Here is a 17,412-nt window from a genome sequence, read left to right as displayed (position 1 = left end):
TCACTCTGAGAACCATTTTTCTATGAGCACGTCGTACGGACTCTTTTTGAGCTCTCTCAAAACGCTGTTGATGAATTCCAGAAGATCCGTGTCCTCTTTCCTCACGGCGATACCGTACTGCTCGCTGGAGAGCACTCCACTCGAGATAACAAGATCCGGATTCTTCGCCACAAAGGCCCTTGCCGTGGCGGAGTCCAGCACCACCGCGTCTGCTCGGCCTCTCTTCAGTTCGAGAAACGCGTCCGTGAATTTATCGAACCTGACGACCTTGATACCTTCGTACTTTGAAACCTCTATGTCTCCGGTGGTACCGATCTGAACGGCCACGGTTTTCCCCACGAGATCTTCGTAGGTCTTCGGTCGGAAGTCGCTGTCCTTCCTCACCACGATGACCTGTCCTGCGTCGAAGTACGGATCGGAGAAGGCCACGACCTTCTTTCTCTCCTCTGTGATCGTCATGCCGGAGATGATCACATCGATCTTCTTTGTGAGCAAGCTCGGAATGAGTCCGTCGAAGGTCATATCGACGATCTTCAGTTCAACACCGAGTCTTCTCGCGATTTCCTTTGCGAGATCGACATCGAAACCCACGATGTTTCCGCTCTCATCAACGAACTCGAACGGAGGAAAATCCGCAGAGAGTCCAACGAGCAGGTACCCTCTGCTTTTGATCTCGTCGATGACTCCAGAGAAGATCACGATCGAAACCAGAAGAACCAAAACCACGAGTAATTTTTTCATATTACCACCTCCGATTTATTATAACACAATGCTGCATATCAATGCTTTATGAAGAGCAGCCACAAAGCGAAGGCGAGAGCGAGAATCCACGTGAACCAGTGTACTTCTTTCGATTTCCCGGAGAAGAGCTTTACCAGTGCATAGGAGATGATGCCGAGCGCTATTCCATTGGCTATGGAGTACGTGAGTGGCATAGTTATAACGGTGATGAACGCGGGGAGCGCTTCTGTGATGTCGTCCCATTTCACTCTTCCAAGGTTTCCGATCATGAGCGCTCCAACGAAGATCAGAGCGGGAGCGGTCGCGTATCCCGGGACTGTCTGGGCGAGGGGAGCGAAGAAGAGCATGGCGAGCATACAGAGTGCAACGACGAGGGCCGTGAGGCCAGTTCTTCCTCCTTCCGCGATACCCGCACCGCTCTCGATGTACGTGGTCACCGTCGAAGTTCCAAAGAGTGCACCCACGGAAGTTCCTATCGCGTCCGCGAGGAACGCCCTGTTCGCCCTTGGAAGCTCTCCGTTTTTCATGAAACCGGCGCTCTGAGCGAGTCCTGTGATGGTACCGAGTGTGTCGAAGAAGTCGACGAAGAAGAAAGTGAGAACAACGATCCAGAAGTCAAGGCTCAAAAATCCAGAAAAGTCGAGCTTCATGAACGTCGGAGATATATCTGGAACAGGACCGACGATTCCCTGGTACTTCGTGACTCCTATGCCGGGGATGGCACCTACGAGTGTGGCCACGAGAATCCCTATCATCACCGCTCCCGGGATCTTCCTGTGGTAGAGCGCCACGATCACCAGGAGCCCCACGACCGTCACGAATACACCGGGATTCGTGAGATCACCGAGGGCAACGGAAGTGGCAGGATTGGATACAACGATTCCCGCGCTTCTCAACCCTATGAACGCGATGAAGAAACCGATACCCGCGGAGATGGCCACTTTTATGGACTCGGGTATGATCCCGGCGACGAACTTTCTGAACCCAACGAGTGTCAAGCCTATGAAGATCAGACCTTCAACGAACACGGCAGCGAGGGCCACTCTCCAGTCTATCCCCATGCCGAGACACACGGTGTAGGTGAAGTACGCGTTCAGTCCCATACCGGGTGCGAGCGCGAAAGGATAGTTCGCGAAGAAGGCCATGACGAGAGTGGCTGTGGCGGATCCCAGTATCGTTGCGACCATGAATGCTCCGAAAAACTGCTGGTACAGGGGGCTGCTCGCGTCCACACCAACCGCCTGAACGAGGATGGAAGGATTCACAAAAACGATGTAGGCCATGGTGAGGAAAGTGGCGATACCCGCGAAGATCTCCGTTTTCACGTTCGTCCCGTTCTCTTTGAGACGGAACACACAGCTCACCTCCAAATATAAAAATTTAAGGGGATCTCTGGATCCCGTACTTTGTTTTGATTCTCTCATGTTTTCTTTAAAGGAGTTTTAAACAAAGGAAAAGCGGGAGGAACACCCTCCCGCTCATTCGCCGTACTCTTCCTTCAGATACTCTTTTATCTTCTGATCCGCCGTCTTTATCGCCGTTTCCATATCGACTTTTCCGTTTATGAAATCGGAGAACATGTTTCCAACGACCGTTCTGATCTCGTACCAGACACCAATCTGTGGATCGAACACGGCGTTGTCTATCTGCTTCAGAGGTATTTCGATCAGAGGATCGGATTTAGCCGCTTCCTTCCAGATCGACGTTTCGAGGGCGCTTCTTCTCACAGGAATGTAACCCGTGTTGATCGCCCAGTAAGCAGTCACCTCAGGAGAGATGAGGTACTTCATGAACTCCCAGGCGGCACGTTTTTCCTCATCGCTTGCCGTGTTGAACATGATGATGTCTGTTCCGGCGAACGGCACCTTGTTCGTCACCCAGGTGGGAACTGGAGCCCAGCTCCAGGTGAACTTCCCCTTCGTGGAGCTTTCCACGTAGGGCCTTCCCGCTATCGTGTCGATGTACATCATGATCTTCTGCTGACCAAAGATATCGTTGAGGTATCCTCCCTGGTAGTAGGCGATACCATCGTCGACCATCTTCTTCACGAAAGCAAGAACTTCTCTTGTTTCCTGACTGTCGATGTTGGACACCCACTTCCTATCGACTTGTTTCAGAATGGATCCACCGCGCAGAGTGAGAAGAATCTGGAAGAAGTCAACGGTGGTTCTGAAGCCAAATCCGTACTGGTCGATCTTTCCGTCTCCGTCGAAATCTTCCGTCATGATACGTGCTGCCTCGTAGAGCTCATCGATCGTCTTGGGAACGTCCACACCGTACATCGCAAAAGCATCCGCGTTGTAGTAGAGTACATAGAGACTCTTGTTGAAAGGAACAGCGTATATGGTGTCACCCCACATACAGTTCTTCCTCAAAGGTTCGAAGATGTCTTCCCATTCTTCTTTCGTGAGGCCTATCTTTGGATCGTTCACGAACTCGTTCAGAGGCTGCACAACTCCGCTCTGTATGAGTTTTGCCGTCCAGTTGGAGTACGCCTGGGCGATGGTGGGAAGTTCTCCTGCCTGTGCGGCCGCAAGGAGTTTCTGGGAAAGGGCACCGTAGTTTCCAACGTAGACCGCTTCCACTTCGATGTCGGGATGGAGTTCGTTGAAGGTGTTCACTATCTCCTGGAGAGTTTCACCGTGTCCCCCGCCCATGGCGTGCCAGAACGTGACCTTCACCTTCGCGAGGGCAAAAACACTGAGAACCACCATGAGAACAACGAGAAATTTCTTCACAAGAATCCCTCCTTTCTCGATGTTTTCCCCTTGAATTATACCGCATAGGTTATAATTTGAATGTGAAGAAACTCAAGGAAAGAGAGGTCTGAGTATGAAGCCTTCGAAGAAGCTGAGAGAAGCAGTTCTTGCGTACCTCTTTCTTCTTCCGTCACTTGTGATCCTTGGGATGTTCGTCTTCTGGCCAGTTGGATTCTCTTTCGTTCTGAGCTTCTTCAAGTGGGACTTCAGGAACATGAAGAATCCCTACTTCACGGGTCTTGACAACTACATCGAGATCTTCAAGTTCGACTACCCGCCGAAGTACTCTTTCGTTTTCACCGTTTTGAACACCTTCTTTCACCTTGCGGTTGCCGGCGCGATCGTGATGCTGATCGTTCACCTGATCAGGAAAAGAACCCTCTCAGGTATCATCTCCAACGCAGTTATAGTACTGGTTTACATCGTTTTGAACCTCTTCAACGTGGAAAATCCTATCCTCTCCTTCCTGATTGCGGCTATCTCCTGGAGCTGGCTGGTGTACGACTTCAAGCGGGTGGAGTTCAAGAACACCTGGTTCTGGTTCATTCTGTTTCTTGCGGTCTTCGTTTTCGTGGAGCTGAACTCGTCTCTTCCGGGACTTGTGAACTTTTTGCTCGACGCGAAGGACAAGAATCTCTTCCTGAAGGCGCTCACCAACACGCTGTACTACGTGATACTGAGCGTTCCTTCTCAGATCTTCCTTTCTCTCATGATCGCTCTTCTTCTGAACAGCAACGTGAAGTTCAGGGTGTTCTTCAGGACCGCCTACTTCATACCCTTCGTCACATCAGTTGTGGCCATATCCCTCGTCTGGAAGTGGATCTTCAACGACGAATTCGGTCTTTTGAACTACATCCTCTCTCTGTTCAACATAGAACCCATCTCCTGGCTGAAAGACGAAAGATGGACCATTCCCACGATAGCCATCGTCTCCGTCTGGAAGACCGTCGGGTACGATGCAGTGATCTTCCTTGCGGGGCTCCAGAACATAGACAGGTCTTACTACGAAGCGGCGGAGGTGGATGGTGCAAATTCCTTGCAGAAGTTCTTCTACATCACCTGGCCGCTTTTGTCGCCGACGACCTTCTTTCTGCTCATAGTTTCCCTAATAGGAGCCTTCAAAGTCTTTGCGGAAGTCTACGTTCTCTACGATGGACTTCCGGGACCGTACAACAACAGCGGTATGACGCTCGTGTACTACGTGTTCGACCTGTTCTACAGACAGCAGAGAATGGGAATTGCCTCGGCGGCGGCCTACATCCTCTTTGCGATCATTCTGATATTCACCTTCATCCAGTACAGAGTTGGGAGAAGAGCGGTCGAATATGTCTCGTGAGGTGATAGCGTGAAGAAGCTGGTCATATACATCCTTCTCATATTCGGTGCCGTTGTCATGCTGGGGCCTTTCATCTGGATGCTGCTCACCTCCTTCAAAGCACCTTCGGAGGTTCAGCAGTGGCCCCCGAGCTTCTACACGAAGAATTTCGCTTTCTCGCGCGATGTAAAAGTGATCCTGAAACCGGGTGTCCAGAGGGTCGCAAAAGGAGTCAGCCTGAGAGAAGCGTACGCTCTGAAAACAGCCGAGGAAAATCTGCTCACCATCACGGTGAACGACGACCCGTTCTACAGAGGAACGATGACGATCCCCCTCAAAGGGGCAAGATACGCAACGGGGGTAGATGTTGAAAGAGTCAAAGAACTCTCCTCTAAATCTCCGGTGGAATTTTCCTGGAAAACACCAGAAGAATTCTTCGAACAGTTCTTCATATACTACAAAAGCGGTGCGGATCCGTACTTTCAGAGGGCAAAACTGGTGAACGAAATTCTGAGTTCAACTGAAGGAGCTCTGAGAACTATCTCTCAAATGAAGCGCTTTGTGGACATCAGAATAAAAGATGAGGAAGAAAAGGAAAAATTTCTTTCTTTTCTCGAGGCCTTGAGTGGAGAACTCTCTTCTTTCCAAGAGAAGGTGCTCGTCATGAAGGCGGGTACCACTCTCATTCTCTCCGACGAAGAGATAAAGAAACTCTATGAACTTCTCGATGATTTACAGCTCGAATACTCTGGAGACAACCCGCTCGTTCCTGTCTACAGAAAGAACGTGGTCTCTCCCTTCGAAGAGGTGAAAAGAAACGTCTCCTACTACCTTGAGGTCAGCGGCTTCTTCCAGAGTGTTCAGAACCTCGCTGTGGAAAAAGACATCGTCGCCCGCTCGATGAAAAAAGATGAGAGAAAAGCTCTCTTTTTGAAAAAGATCGGAAACTTCCCCGACAGAGAGCTCGTGGAAAGGCTCCTGGAGGAATCGGAAAGCCCCGTTGAGGACTACGTCTCTTTGAAAGAGAAAGAACTCTCGGAGAAACACCACGTGGATCTTCTTACCATCGCTTCGGTGAAGCCGGTTGTTTCTTCTCTGATCTCCCTCGCTCAGGAAAACGGAATTAAAACAGAAAATTTCTCGCAAATGGTCGCTGAAATGGACGTCAAACTCGCTGAAAGCAGCACCTACAAAGTGTTGAAGTCGAAACTCTCCCAGCTCGATCTGGGCGAAGAGTTTCTCAACGAGGTAGCCGGGTATCTCAGAAACGTTTCAATTCTCAGAAAAGCCTACGAAGATACGATGAGTTCGTGGAAAATCGTGGACGCCCCGGACTTCGTGAAAGAAGTCCGTGTGAAGGGAGGAGAAGTGATAGAGATCCTTCTGGAGGGTGTTCCTTCTGTCTTTCTGAGCGACGAGCCCATCGACTCTGTGAAACTCAAGTTCTCGTTTTCCGAGGTGCTGGCCAACATCTTTCAGAACTACGTTGATGCCTGGAACGCCGCTCCGTTCCCAAGGTACTACTTCAACACGTTCTTAGTTGCGACAACAACGACACTGCTCGAGGTGGTCACCGCCTCCCTGGCCGCGTACGCCTTCTCCTGGATGGTCTTTCCCGGAAGAGATTTCATCTTCGGACTCTTCCTTGCGACCATGATGATCCCGGGTGAGGTGCTCCTCGTTCCCAACTTCATCACGATCTCGAAACTCGGCTGGATCGACACTTACTACGCCCTCATAATTCCCTGGATCGTCAGTGTCTTTGCAATATTCCTTCTGAGACAGCACTTTTTGACCATACCGAGAGAACTCTTCGACGCGGCGAAGATAGACGGGTGTTCTCACTGGAGATTTCTCTGGCAGATGGTGGTGCCTCTCAGCAAACCTGCCGTCATCACCTCCGCACTTCTCAAATTCGTTGGAAGCCGGAACGCGTTCCTGTGGGTCCTCATCGTCACGAACAGCGAAAAGTACAGAACACTGCCCGTGGGACTCCAGGCGTTCAGTTCAGACGTGGGAACTCAGTACAACCTGCTCATGGCGGCCGCTACGTTCTCGATACTCCCCGTGGTGATACTCTTCATCTTCACCCAGAAGTACTTCATTCAGGGAATCGCGAGGACCGGATTGAAATGAAGGAGGCGATGATATGAAAAAGCTCGTTCTTCTGCTTCTGATTCTTTCCTGTGCGGTCTTTGGAGAGATCTTCTACGGAAACCTTCACTCGCACACGTCTTACTCCGACGGTTCCGGAACACCGGACCAGGCCTACGAATACGCGAAAAAATACCTCGACGTTCTCGCGGTGACGGACCACGCTTACTACTTCGCCCAGAAGATCAACGGAAAGACAAAACCCTATTTGACAAAGCTCGCCATTTGACAAAGCTCGCCGCGGAGAGGCACACAAAAGACGGTGAATTCGTCGCACTTCAGGGTTTCGAATGGACCGCGGGAGTGGGGCACATAAACGTGTACGAGTCTCTCGAGTGGATCGACAGAAACCAGGAAAGTTCTCTAGAAGGTTTCTACAGGTGGCTCGTTGAACACAAAAAACTCGCCCAGTTCAACCACCCCATAAGCACCTTTGGCACCTTCGATTCGTTCCGCTATTTTCCTGAAGCGGACCAGTATGTGAATCTGATCGAGGTGGGAAACGGGAACTGGTCCTCCGGAGACGTGATAAACGAAGAGATGTTCGGAAACTACATCCTCGCTCTGAACAAAGGATGGCACCTCGGTGCTACCGTGGGACAGGACAACCACAAGCCTAACTGGGGGAGCGCGAACGAAGGAAGAACCGGTATCGTAGCAGACGCTCTGACCTACGACGACATCATGGATGCCCTCTGGAAGAGGCACACCTTCGGAAGCGAAGACAAGAACGTCAAAGCGCTCTTGAAGAGCGGCTCCCATCTGATGGGGGATATCGTTTCTGTGGAAGATCTCTCTCCACAGACGATCAGCCTCGAGTACGAAGACACGGAAAAACTCCTCTATCTTGCCGTTATCTCTCAGAGCGGGACCGTTCTGGAGCTCAGACCTAACACTGAGAAACTGAATCTGACCCTTTCGGTCACGCCTCCAGATGGATACGAGTGGTACTTCGTCTATATGAAACAGTTCGACGGTGATGAGATAGTCACCTCACCGATCTGGTTCCAGACACCTTCTCCTGTCTATGTGAACAGTGTGAGAGTCTCTCCAGAAGAGATACACGACGGTGAATCGGCGAAGGTCTACTTCGAGATCTACAACGTGACCGGTGAGGACCAGAATGTGAAGCTTTCTGTCCTTCTCGATGAAAACCCGCTGAGAGAAGTGGAAATGAAGTTCTCACCGTACCAGGTGAAAAGGTTCGTCGTTCCCACAGAACCGTTGGAGAAAGGCTACCATCGTGTTTCTTTCGTGGTGGATGGAAAACTCGTCCAGTCGAGCGGTTTCTCTGTGAAAGAGAAACTGAAGGGTGTGGTCATGATCGACACGCTCCACGAGAACGATCATCTGGAAGAACTCAAATCGCTCGTAGAAGAACTGGAAAAGAGAGGCTACAACGTGAAGTACCCGAAAGTGATGCTGAAGGACCTGGAAGGTGTGGACATCCTCATCATCTCAACTCCCAAAGAAGGCGGATTGAGCTTTGCAAAGAAGCTTTCAGACAAAGAGCTCGAGGCTATTGAGAACTTCAAGGGTAAAATATACATCGTCCCGGGTGGTGATGAGGAGTACAGGAAGATCTATCTGGAGAAGATAAAAGGGGAGGTCGTCACGCTCGAGGAATTGAGAAAGAAACTGCTCGAGGAGTGATGAATGTTGAAGAGACTTGGAATAGTCGGCTTTGGAGCGAGCGCCATCGGGTTCATCAACGGTCTCATAGAAAGCGGTAAGGTGAAAGACTACAGAATCACCGTTCTGGAGAGGGGAAGAGACTACTCCCACAACACCATCTCCGGTGTGAGGATGGATGGGAAGATCTTCATCTCCCACGGCATGGGAGGAGAGATCTACATTCCCCTTGAGATCCAGGCGAAGACGGTGGAGTTCTACCTGAAGTTTTCCGGCTACACTCCCACCGTCGATAAAAGAGAAGGCATCGTGAACTACCTGAAGTCCTTCGAAAGGGATGGCAGGAAGATAGAGTTCGGAGAGTCCTTCTCGAACGAAGAGATCTACAAGCGCTTCTATCACCACGGTTTCGAACCGGTGAAGTCCTATTTCTTCCATCTGGGAACGGATATCCTGAAAGAGACTAACAAGAACATATACGAGTACTTCTCCTCCTTTGAGAACATAGAGTTTTTCTTTGGAACCGCTGTGGAGGATGTGGAGTTCGGCCCTCCCCACAGGGTGCACACAAGCAGGGGAGAGTTCGAGTTCGACGAGCTCGTGATCGCCGTTGGAAGAAGCGGACACAGACTCATGGAGCGTCTCAAAGAGAAATATCCACAGCTTGTCAAGCCGAACCAGTTCGTCGACATCGGTGTCAGGTACGAACTCCCGAACCACGTGATGGATCCATTCTCCGATATGTACGAGGTGAAGGTTCGCTACAGGACCAAAACGGGTTACATCTGCAGGATCTTCTGCCAGAATCCGGCAGGGAAGGTGACACTGGAAAAGTACGAAGACTTCACCACGGTGAACGGCTATTCTGACAGCCTGCATAAGACGGAGAACACGAACTTCGCCATTCTCGTCACCACGCGCTTCACAGAGCCGTTCAAGGATCCCACGGGATACGGTGTCAACCTCGCAAAGCTCGCAAACATCTTAGCCGGTGACAAAGAGAAAGTGATTCTGCAGACGTACGGTGACTTCAAGGAATTCAGAAGGACGAAGAGGCTCGGAAGGGTCCACCCCACTCTGGATTCTGAGAGTTACATTCTGGGAGACGCGAATCTCGTCTTTCCGTCGAAGATCAGAGAATCCCTCGTGGATTTCGTGGAGAACCTGGAGAAGGTCATACCGGGGGCTTCCTACTTCGACAACCTGCTCTACGCCGTCGAGGTGAAGTTCTACACGAACAAGTTCCTGAACGACATCGTGGAAGGTCTCCACGTGGTGGGAGACTGCTCCGGGTGGACCAGATCGATCCAGTACGCCACCTCGATGGGATACATGAGAGCTGTTGGAATGAAGATTCAATCCCTGTGAGACAGAATCGCAAAGAATCCCCACTCGATGAGAAGAACAGAGAAGAAAACGACGAAACCTTCCCAGAAGGTGAACCTGTGCACGTTGAAGATGTGAAGAAACAGAACGGTGGCTATGGCACAGGAAACAAGACCGTTCGGGAAACCCTTTTTCACGAGAGCGCTGATTCCCGCGTATCCGAAGAGAGTGGCAAAGACGATTCCAAGAAACTTTCCAAACGAAACATCGAACACATTGAAAACGGAAAGAGGAATGAGTACACCGAGAAGTATCAGAACCATTCCAAAGAATCTCAAGTCCATCCCTCCCTCATCTGCACTCGAGAATATTCTACCACTTTAAAACCTGTGTTAGAATAACCTTAAAGGGAGGTAGAAATATGTTATCACCAACGGAAAAAAGGTATCTACTCGCCGTTCTTTTGACAACGGAAGAGGGAAGCACGAGACTGAAGAGAGTATCGGACTTTTTGAAAGTGAAAATGCCCTCCGCGAAGCAGATTCTGGAAGACCTCGCGAACAAAAAGCTCGTAAATTACGTGAGAAGAGGTCCTATCTCTCTGACAAAAAAGGGAATGGAACTCGCTCAAAAAGAGCTTGAGCGCTTCAACAACCTGAAAGAATTTCTGAAGAAGATCCTCTTCCTCGATGAAGAAGAGGCAGAGAAAGGTGCCTGGGAGATCTTCTTCAACCTCGAGGAGAGTATCGCCGATAGGGTCGTTGATTTCATGAACTTCCTCACCCACTGTCCACACATAACGCCGATATGCATAAAGGGCTTCAAAGAATATCTGGAAACAGGAGAGTTTCCAACTCTTTGCAGACTCAGAAGGTGATGGTATAATCGTGAAAGTGAAATCCCGCTCCACCCGTCCGGAGGTGGGGCCGAACGTCCGAGGGAGGTGAGTTTCTGTGGCTTACGTGAAAGAGAGGATCTACGAGAGCATGTTCATCATCGCACCGAACGTTCCAGAGGAAGAGAGAGAAAATCTCGTCGAAAGAGTCAAGAAGATCATCGAAGAAAGAGTCAAGGGAAAGATCGAAAAAGTGGAAAGGATGGGTATGAGAAAGTTCGCCTACGAGATCAAGAAGTTCAGCGAAGGAGATTACACGGTGATTTACTTCAGGTGCGATGGTCAGAACCTTCAGGAGCTGGAGAATTTCTACAGAGTGACACCCGAAATCATCAGATGGCAGACCTTCAGAAGGTTCGATCTGGAAAAGAAAGAGAGAAAGGCGCAGAGAGAAAAGGCAGCTGCTGAAGCTGTCGAGACAGGTGAAGGAGGATCCGAAGCTTAATGTCTTTCTTCAACAAGATCATACTCATAGGAAGACTCGTGAGAGATCCTGAAAAGAGATACACGCTCAGCGGAACTCCCGTCACCACCTTCACGATAGCGGTGGACAGGGTTCCCAGAAAGAACGCGCCGGACGATGCTCAGACAACGGATTTCTTCAATGTTGTTACCTTTGGAAGACTCGCAGAATTCACGGGAACCTATCTCACCAAGGGAAGGCTTGTTCTCATCGAAGGTGAAATGAGAATGAGAAGATGGGAAACACCGTCTGGAGAAAAAAGGGTATCTCCGGAGGTTGTCGCAAACGTTGTTAGATTCATGGACAGAAAACCTGCTGAAACGGTCAACGAGACTGAAGAGGAACTGGAGATACCGGAGGAAGACTTTTCCAGCGATACTTTCAGTGAAGATGAACCACCATTTTGAGGGAGGTGTGTTTGATGGCTTACAAGAGAAAAAGAAAGAAGGTCAAGAAGTGCAGACTCTGTGAAATGGAATTGGACTACGTTGATTATAAAGACACAAGGCTTCTCAGTGAATTTCTCACCGACAAGGGAAAGATCATACCAAAGAGGCTCACCGGAAACTGTTCAAAGCACCAGAGAATGGTGAAGGTAGCTATCAAGAGGGCAAGACAGATGGGACTCCTTCCATACCTGAAGATATGAAAGAAGGGCGCTGAAGCGCCCTTCTTCATTCTCCGTCCTCTTCAGTGTCTTCTTCGAAGAAGATCTCTTCGATATCGGGTATGCTGTTCTGCCACTTTTCGAAGACTTTCTGAGCCGTTGCGTATTCTACTCCTTCAAGCATAACACCCTCGGGGGTTTCTTCCGCTTTGAAGATGTAGACTTCACCGAGGTCTTCGATCATGTCTCTTGCGTCGTTCAGAAAGACCTCTTCGCAGACCCAGAAGAGATTTCCTTCGTCCTCCACTTCTCCCAGCTTGTGGAAGAAGACTTCGTTTCCATCCTGATCGATCAGGCTGAAAACTTCCGTTGTGTGTTCGTGTTCATGTTCATGCTCATGTTCGTGCATACTCATAATAAAAACCTCCTTGACAAAAAACTGGGCTCTGAGAAATACTACCATTTGTGGAGGATAAAATCAAGTAGCCGGTATGGTCTTCCAAAGACTCGATCTTCGGGAGGTCCTGAAACCGTGGAAATAAAGCGTCTCACAGAGAGAGTGGCCTACGTTCCAAATCCGGTGAACATAGGTGTTGTGTACACAGAAAGCACCGCCGTTCTCGTGGACAGCGGGCTCGATGAGAGCGTGCCAAGAAAGATTTCTCGACTTCTGGAAAAGCCTCCTTTGTATCTCATAAACACCCACTCTCACGCCGACCACTGCGGTGGGAACGCCTTTCTGAAAAAGCGCTTCTCCACCCGCGTGTTCGCCCCAAAGATGGAAAAAGAGATCATAGAAAACACCGTCTTTGAGCCTTTCTACCTGTACGGTGCTCATCCTCCAGGTGAACTCAGAAACAAGTTTCTCATGGCAGACCCCTCCGCTGTCGATGAGGCGATCGAAGAGGGAACCATCACGATTGAGAGCGTGGATCTTGAGATAGTACCTCTTTCTGGACACTCACCGAACCAGATCGGAGTGGCTGTGGATGGTGTCCTTTTCTGTGCAGACGCCGTGTTTTCTGAAGAAACACTGAGAAAACACAGAATATTCGTCATCTACAGCGTGGAGAAGTTCCTTGAAACGCTCGACTTTCTTGAAAAGACAAACTACAGCTGCTACGTTCCGTCTCATGGAGAGGTGACTCGAGATATCGGTGAACTTGTGGAGAAAAACAGAAAGACGGTGGAGAACATCATCAACGCTGTTCTGGAAATCACAGTAAATCCTGTGAGCACAGACGAACTGATGAAACAGCTCTTCAACAGATTCGAAATCACACTGGAGAATCTCACACAGTATGTACTCTACAGATCCACCGTTCACGCGTATCTGAGCTTTCTTCTGGACAGGAAAGAGATAGAGAGGGAATTCAGAGACAACGTTCTTGTATGGAGGCGGTGCTGATGCTGGTGAACTGGATGTTCCTTGGACTCGAGTATCTTGTGGGAGTTCTTCTTGTTTTCTTTGCGATACGTTTCTTTGGTCTGAAGGGGATGTACGCTCTTGGAGCGATTCTTGTCCTCTACATGAACGTTGCCGTTTTGAAGGCGTACGAATTGCTTCCCGGTGTTCAGCTGTACGCCGGGGTTTTCCTTGGACCTTTCTTTGTCACGTTGATCGCCATCGTGACCGAGGTGTACGGGTACAGAGAGGCGCAGAAGCTGGTGGCGATGGGTTTCTTTGCCCAGGTCGTGTTTCTGGTGGGGATGCTGATCGCGCTCGGTTATATACCTTCCAGCGAAGATTGGGCGCACGAACACATGAAGGCTCTCTTTCTTCCCGTCTGGAGAACCACGCTCTTCAGTTGGCTTGCGTTCGTCGTGTCTGGTATATTCAAGGCAAGGTTTCAGGATTTTTTGAAGGGAACAAAGGGCCTTTTCGGAAAACACCTGTGGCTCCGCGACAACGCCGCAACGAAACTGGCCCAGCTTGTGGACAACGTGATCTTCTTCTACGGAGCCCTCACCGGGTACTTCTCCCTGAGAACGATCACGGTCTTTCTGATCTGGACCACACTCTTTGAGTGGCTCTTCGACTACCTTGACACGTGGGTCGTAGTGAAGGCTGTGGGGTGGATGTTGAACAGCAGTGAACCTTATCTTCAGAAGGAGTGAGCGATTTGAAGGTTCTTGTCATTGGATATATGCACCCAAGAAACGACAAGAGGGTCTTCAGAACGGTTCAGGCTCTGTCCAAGAAAGGTGAAGTTATTTATCAGTACTGGACGGAGAAAGAAGAGCTACCTTTTAAGGAGAATAACATCAGATACATCCCCGTGAAATGTTCGAACAGGGGAAATATTTTCCAGAAAGCCGTTGAAAGAAAACAAGTCGATGAAAAAATCCGTCATTTCGTAGAAACTGAAGATTACGATATCTTATACATGCATCACTTTCCGGCTACAAAACCTCTAAAGCCCTTCGTTGTGGCTAAAAAGCGTGGAAAAAAGATTGTCTACGATATACACGAGTATCATCCTCAGAATTTTCTCAGTACTCTTCCCAGGCCTTTGAGTGATCTGAAAGAATTTGTAATGTGGAGGATATTCAAAAAACAGCTTCAGCTGTCTGACCTGTGTATCTTCGTCTCTGAAGAAACACGGAACGATGTTGTGGCAAAGACCGGACTGGATCCGGAGAAGACTTTCATTGTACCAAACTACGCATCGATGAAAATCGAACCAGATCCGAGCAAAAAGAAAAAGAAATCGTTCTGGTAGGAAAAACACCGAGAAATCTCATTCATGAAAAGAAACTCATAAGGGCACTTGTTGAAAGAGGATTTTCTTTCAGAATAATAGGAATGGATTCAGAAGCGTTTTCTGATGTTCCGCACACGTACACATCTTTTCTGCCGTACGAAAAGATGATGGAAGAACTCTCAAAGAGCATGTTTTCACTGATATCGTACAGCACTACTGGGAGAGAAGATTACAAGAACGATCTGTACGCTTTACCGCACAAATTTTACGACTCCATCGCTGCCGGAACACCCGTTATCGTGAAGAATTCTTTCGTTTCGATGGCAAAGATAGTCGAGGATCTGGGAATAGGAGTTGTTATAGACCCGGCAAACGTTGAGGAAAGCCTGAAGAGAATAGAAAATGCATGTCAGAGATACGAAGAGATACTGGAGAATATCAGAAGACATCAGGAGGGATTCGTGTGGGACGAGAAGAAGGAAGAAGAATTTCTGGAAAGAGTCATGGGTTGAGAGTACTCTCACTGGTCGGTGCAAGGCCTCAGATCATAAAAGAGGCAGTGCTTCACAGGGAATTCAAAGAAAAGGGGATAGAGGAGATCCTCGTTCACTCCGGACAGCACTACGACTACAATATGTCAGATGTGTTCTTTGAAATTCTTGAGATCAGACAACCTCACTACAATCTCAACGTGGGATCTGGAACCCATGGAGAAATGACGGGAAAGATCATGATCGAGTTTGAAAAGGTTCTCCTCAGGGAAAAACCTGATCTTGTTCTGGTTTACGGCGACACCAACACAACCCTTGCTGGTGCGCTCGTGGCTGCAAAACTCAAAATACCTGTCGCCCACGTTGAGGCGGGGTTGAGGCAGCATCCCAAAGACATGCCCGAGGAGATAAACAGGATCGTCACAGATCGTGTCTCTCAACTTCTTTTCTGTCCGAGCAAACTCGCGGTGAGGAATCTCGAAAGGGAAGGAATCACAGAAGGAGTTTACTTTGTGGGGGATGTGATGTACGATCTTTTTCTCAAGATGGAGGATAGATTCAGATACGATGTGTTCGAAAAGCTGGGGCTGAAAGAGAACGAATTCATTCTCGTTACTCTCCACAGGGATTTCAACGTGGACGATCCAGTAAAACTGAGAAAGATTTTAGAGCAACTCAAAAGAATCTCCAGAGAGAAGAAAGTAGTCTTTCCCATCCATCCTAGAACGAAAAAGAGAGTGGAGGAATTTGGTCTCAAAAACCTCCTGGAAGGTATGGTTGTGATAGACCCGGTGGATTATCTGAACCTCATGGGACTTGTAAAAAGGTGCTGGAAAGTAGTGACAGACAGCGGAGGTCTTCAGAAAGAAGCGTATTTTGCGGGGAAAAGAGCGATAGTCGTGATGCCGGATACGGGCTGGAGAGAACTCGTCGAAGCAGGCTGGAACAAGTTAGCCAGTGAAGAGAATCTCTTCGACGTGACCATGGAAGAAGACCGTTCGGAATATCCATCAGGACTGTACGGCGACGGAAACGCCGCTGGAAAGATCGTTGAGGTGATAGAGGAATGGTTTCGGAGTTGAAGAAAGAAGGGCCTGAAGAATCTTAGTTTCACGTGAGTTTCTCTTCAACAGTGTCGATGAAGCGGTTCAAAAGATCGTCGAAGAAGACTACGATTCGAAAAGGTACAGAGACTACGTGATCAAAAAAGGCTGGACCATCGAACACCAGGTGAAGGCGTTCGAGGAATTTATTGAGTCTCTTTAAAAATTTTGTTTGTCTCAAGTGATGAGATCAAAAATATTCGGTAGGGGGGATGTGTATGAAAATGAGAGTGTTCGTCGTGGTTTTTGTCCTCATCGCTTTGGTGCTTTTTGCGAAGGGGACATTTTATGTTCGAGATTTCTTAACGGATACCCTTTACAAAATCTACTACATGCTTGATTCGGAGCTTCATACGTGGGTTGGACATGATAATTACGTGGACATTCCCAAAGACGATTTCAATAAACTTAGATTGGCAATTGAAGACAACGAAAAGCATATCTGGGAACTAAAAAAGAAGATTAGCGATTTAGAAGGTCAATGCTCGGAACTGACAACTCAAATCAAAGAGCTCAAAGGACAGCTTTCAGAAAAAGATCGGGTTATAGCAGATCTGGAAAGAGAGAAGTCCATTCTGGAAACCCGTACTAAAACACTCGAGGCTTCTGTGACTATACTGGAAAATTTAGTTGAAGAAAAGGATCAGAAAATAGCTGAACTTGAGCAGCAGATTTCCTTAAAAAATCAGCATATTTCAAATTTAAAGGAACAAATTGATATCTACAAAGATTTGCTCGGTTCAAAAGATGAAGAGATCGCGACGCTTGCTTCGCTCGCGAATGCTCCTGCGACGATAACAGAAATCCTCAGAGAGAACGAGGATTTGAAGAAACAACTTGAAATAGCAAATGCTACCATAACTGTTCTGGAAGAAAAAATCAGAGAAAAAGAAGAGCAACTCTCTTTGGCGGAATCTCAACTACAGCAGATCGACCAACTAAAAGTCATCGTAGAAACCTATGAAAGCTCAATAACAACTCTCCAGGAAGCTCTGGATGAAAAAGATGAACAACTGAAAACTCTTTCGGATGTTCTTTCAAATGACATAAAGAATCTCCGGGAAAAATTAAAAGTTGCACTATCAACTCTAAAGTCGTTAAGCAATTTTTTGAAGAGTTTTCAAGATGTTGCTTCAAACCTTGAAGACTTTCAGCTTGAAATTCAGAAACTAATAGAAGACATAACTATGGTCGTCGAAGAATAGGGTAAAGGGTGATAAT

At 48.5% G+C, this 17,412-nt stretch carries 18 protein-coding genes and 1 pseudogene; 14 read left to right on the top strand and 5 right to left on the bottom strand.

The window, feature by feature from the left end:
• The 3 genes from CELL2_RS01700 to CELL2_RS01690 all read right to left on the bottom strand — a co-directional run bounded on the left by CELL2_RS01700 (position 1) and on the right by CELL2_RS01690 (position 3,479).
• Entirely contained in the window at positions 1 to 741 is a 741-nt protein-coding gene (locus CELL2_RS01700; RefSeq protein ID WP_012895946.1) for a basic amino acid ABC transporter substrate-binding protein, read from the bottom strand.
• 38 nt (positions 742 to 779) lie between these two features.
• Positions 780 to 2,096, bottom strand: a complete 1,317-nt coding sequence (locus CELL2_RS01695; protein ID WP_012310485.1) for an NCS2 family permease — start codon at positions 2,094 to 2,096, stop codon at positions 780 to 782.
• A 123-nt stretch (positions 2,097 to 2,219) separates the two neighbouring features.
• The gene (locus tag CELL2_RS01690; protein ID WP_038033742.1) at positions 2,220 to 3,479 is read right to left on the bottom strand and encodes an ABC transporter substrate-binding protein; all 1,260 of its coding nucleotides are present in this window, start codon (positions 3,477 to 3,479) and stop codon (positions 2,220 to 2,222) included.
• 94 nt (positions 3,480 to 3,573) lie between these two features.
• Between CELL2_RS01690 and CELL2_RS01685 the strand changes: the two genes are divergently transcribed.
• Genes CELL2_RS01685 through CELL2_RS01670 form a run of 5 tightly spaced genes read left to right on the top strand, consistent with a single transcriptional unit; the run spans position 3,574 to position 9,969 of the window.
• On the top strand, positions 3,574 to 4,836 hold the full coding sequence (locus CELL2_RS01685; RefSeq protein WP_038033743.1) for a carbohydrate ABC transporter permease: 1,263 nt from the start codon (positions 3,574 to 3,576) through the stop codon (positions 4,834 to 4,836).
• A 9-nt stretch (positions 4,837 to 4,845) separates the two neighbouring features.
• Positions 4,846 to 6,951 carry a carbohydrate ABC transporter permease gene (locus tag CELL2_RS09340; protein WP_039446200.1) on the top strand — a complete coding sequence of 702 codons (2,106 nt, stop codon included), beginning with the start codon at positions 4,846 to 4,848 and terminating at the stop codon, positions 6,949 to 6,951.
• A 13-nt stretch (positions 6,952 to 6,964) separates the two neighbouring features.
• Positions 6,965 to 7,198, top strand: a complete 234-nt coding sequence (locus CELL2_RS09460) for a hypothetical protein (RefSeq protein WP_241208678.1) — start codon at positions 6,965 to 6,967, stop codon at positions 7,196 to 7,198.
• Positions 7,195 to 8,622 (top strand): CehA/McbA family metallohydrolase, encoded by a 1,428-nt coding sequence (locus CELL2_RS01675; protein WP_241208677.1) that lies wholly within the window; start codon positions 7,195 to 7,197, stop codon positions 8,620 to 8,622. The genes CELL2_RS09460 and CELL2_RS01675 overlap by 4 nt, the downstream gene beginning before the upstream one ends.
• 3 nt (positions 8,623 to 8,625) lie before the next feature.
• Positions 8,626 to 9,969, top strand: a complete 1,344-nt coding sequence (locus tag CELL2_RS01670) for an NAD(P)/FAD-dependent oxidoreductase (RefSeq protein ID WP_029683158.1) — start codon at positions 8,626 to 8,628, stop codon at positions 9,967 to 9,969.
• Here the strand turns inward: CELL2_RS01670 and CELL2_RS09335 are convergent.
• Entirely contained in the window at positions 9,957 to 10,271 is a 315-nt protein-coding gene (locus tag CELL2_RS09335) for a hypothetical protein (protein ID WP_235231254.1), read from the bottom strand. The two genes, CELL2_RS01670 and CELL2_RS09335, sit on opposite strands and share 13 nt — an antisense overlap.
• 77 nt (positions 10,272 to 10,348) lie before the next feature.
• On the opposite strand from CELL2_RS09335, the gene CELL2_RS01660 reads away from it, so the two are divergent.
• The 4 genes from CELL2_RS01660 (at position 10,349) to rpsR (ending at position 11,934) form a co-directional block, all read left to right on the top strand.
• Positions 10,349 to 10,804 carry a metal-dependent transcriptional regulator gene (locus tag CELL2_RS01660; protein ID WP_008192436.1) on the top strand — a complete coding sequence of 152 codons (456 nt, stop codon included), beginning with the start codon at positions 10,349 to 10,351 and terminating at the stop codon, positions 10,802 to 10,804.
• 76 nt (positions 10,805 to 10,880) lie between these two features.
• Entirely contained in the window at positions 10,881 to 11,267 is a 387-nt protein-coding gene (gene rpsF, locus CELL2_RS01655) for a 30S ribosomal protein S6 (RefSeq protein WP_011942980.1), read from the top strand.
• Positions 11,267 to 11,692 carry a single-stranded DNA-binding protein gene (locus CELL2_RS01650; protein ID WP_011942979.1) on the top strand — a complete coding sequence of 142 codons (426 nt, stop codon included), beginning with the start codon at positions 11,267 to 11,269 and terminating at the stop codon, positions 11,690 to 11,692. Before rpsF ends, CELL2_RS01650 begins: the two co-directional genes overlap by 1 nt.
• Positions 11,693 to 11,706: 14 nt before the next feature.
• Positions 11,707 to 11,934 carry a 30S ribosomal protein S18 gene (rpsR, locus tag CELL2_RS01645; RefSeq protein WP_011942978.1) on the top strand — a complete coding sequence of 76 codons (228 nt, stop codon included), beginning with the start codon at positions 11,707 to 11,709 and terminating at the stop codon, positions 11,932 to 11,934.
• A 25-nt stretch (positions 11,935 to 11,959) separates the two neighbouring features.
• Here rpsR and CELL2_RS01640 read toward each other — a convergent pair whose 3' ends face one another.
• A complete protein-coding gene (locus tag CELL2_RS01640; RefSeq protein WP_011942977.1) occupies positions 11,960 to 12,307 on the bottom strand; it encodes a hypothetical protein in 348 nt (115 codons plus the stop codon).
• A gap of 117 nt (positions 12,308 to 12,424) precedes the next feature.
• Between CELL2_RS01640 and CELL2_RS01635 the strand changes: the two genes are divergently transcribed.
• From CELL2_RS01635 to CELL2_RS01615, 5 genes and pseudogenes are all read left to right on the top strand, one after another.
• Positions 12,425 to 13,300, top strand: coding sequence for an MBL fold metallo-hydrolase (locus CELL2_RS01635; protein WP_038033748.1), 876 nt, complete (start codon positions 12,425 to 12,427; stop codon positions 13,298 to 13,300).
• Positions 13,300 to 14,010, top strand: a complete 711-nt coding sequence (locus CELL2_RS01630) for a queuosine precursor transporter (RefSeq protein WP_029683151.1) — start codon at positions 13,300 to 13,302, stop codon at positions 14,008 to 14,010. The genes CELL2_RS01635 and CELL2_RS01630 overlap by 1 nt, the downstream gene beginning before the upstream one ends.
• 5 nt (positions 14,011 to 14,015) lie before the next feature.
• Positions 14,016 to 15,109: pseudogene (locus tag CELL2_RS09880) on the top strand (glycosyltransferase family 4 protein).
• Positions 15,106 to 16,170, top strand: a complete 1,065-nt coding sequence (wecB, locus tag CELL2_RS01620; RefSeq protein WP_029683149.1) for a non-hydrolyzing UDP-N-acetylglucosamine 2-epimerase — start codon at positions 15,106 to 15,108, stop codon at positions 16,168 to 16,170. Before CELL2_RS09880 ends, wecB begins: the two are co-directional and overlap by 4 nt.
• Positions 16,171 to 16,409: 239 nt before the next feature.
• Positions 16,410 to 17,396, top strand: a complete 987-nt coding sequence (locus tag CELL2_RS01615) for a hypothetical protein (RefSeq protein WP_008192466.1) — start codon at positions 16,410 to 16,412, stop codon at positions 17,394 to 17,396.
• Positions 17,397 to 17,412: the final 16 nt, after the last annotated feature.

The sequence above is a fragment of the Thermotoga sp. Cell2 genome (genome assembly GCF_000789375.1).
In the GTDB taxonomy this organism is placed as follows: domain Bacteria; phylum Thermotogota; class Thermotogae; order Thermotogales; family Thermotogaceae; genus Thermotoga; species Thermotoga petrophila.
This window is presented reverse-complemented; position numbering and strand designations above follow the sequence as displayed.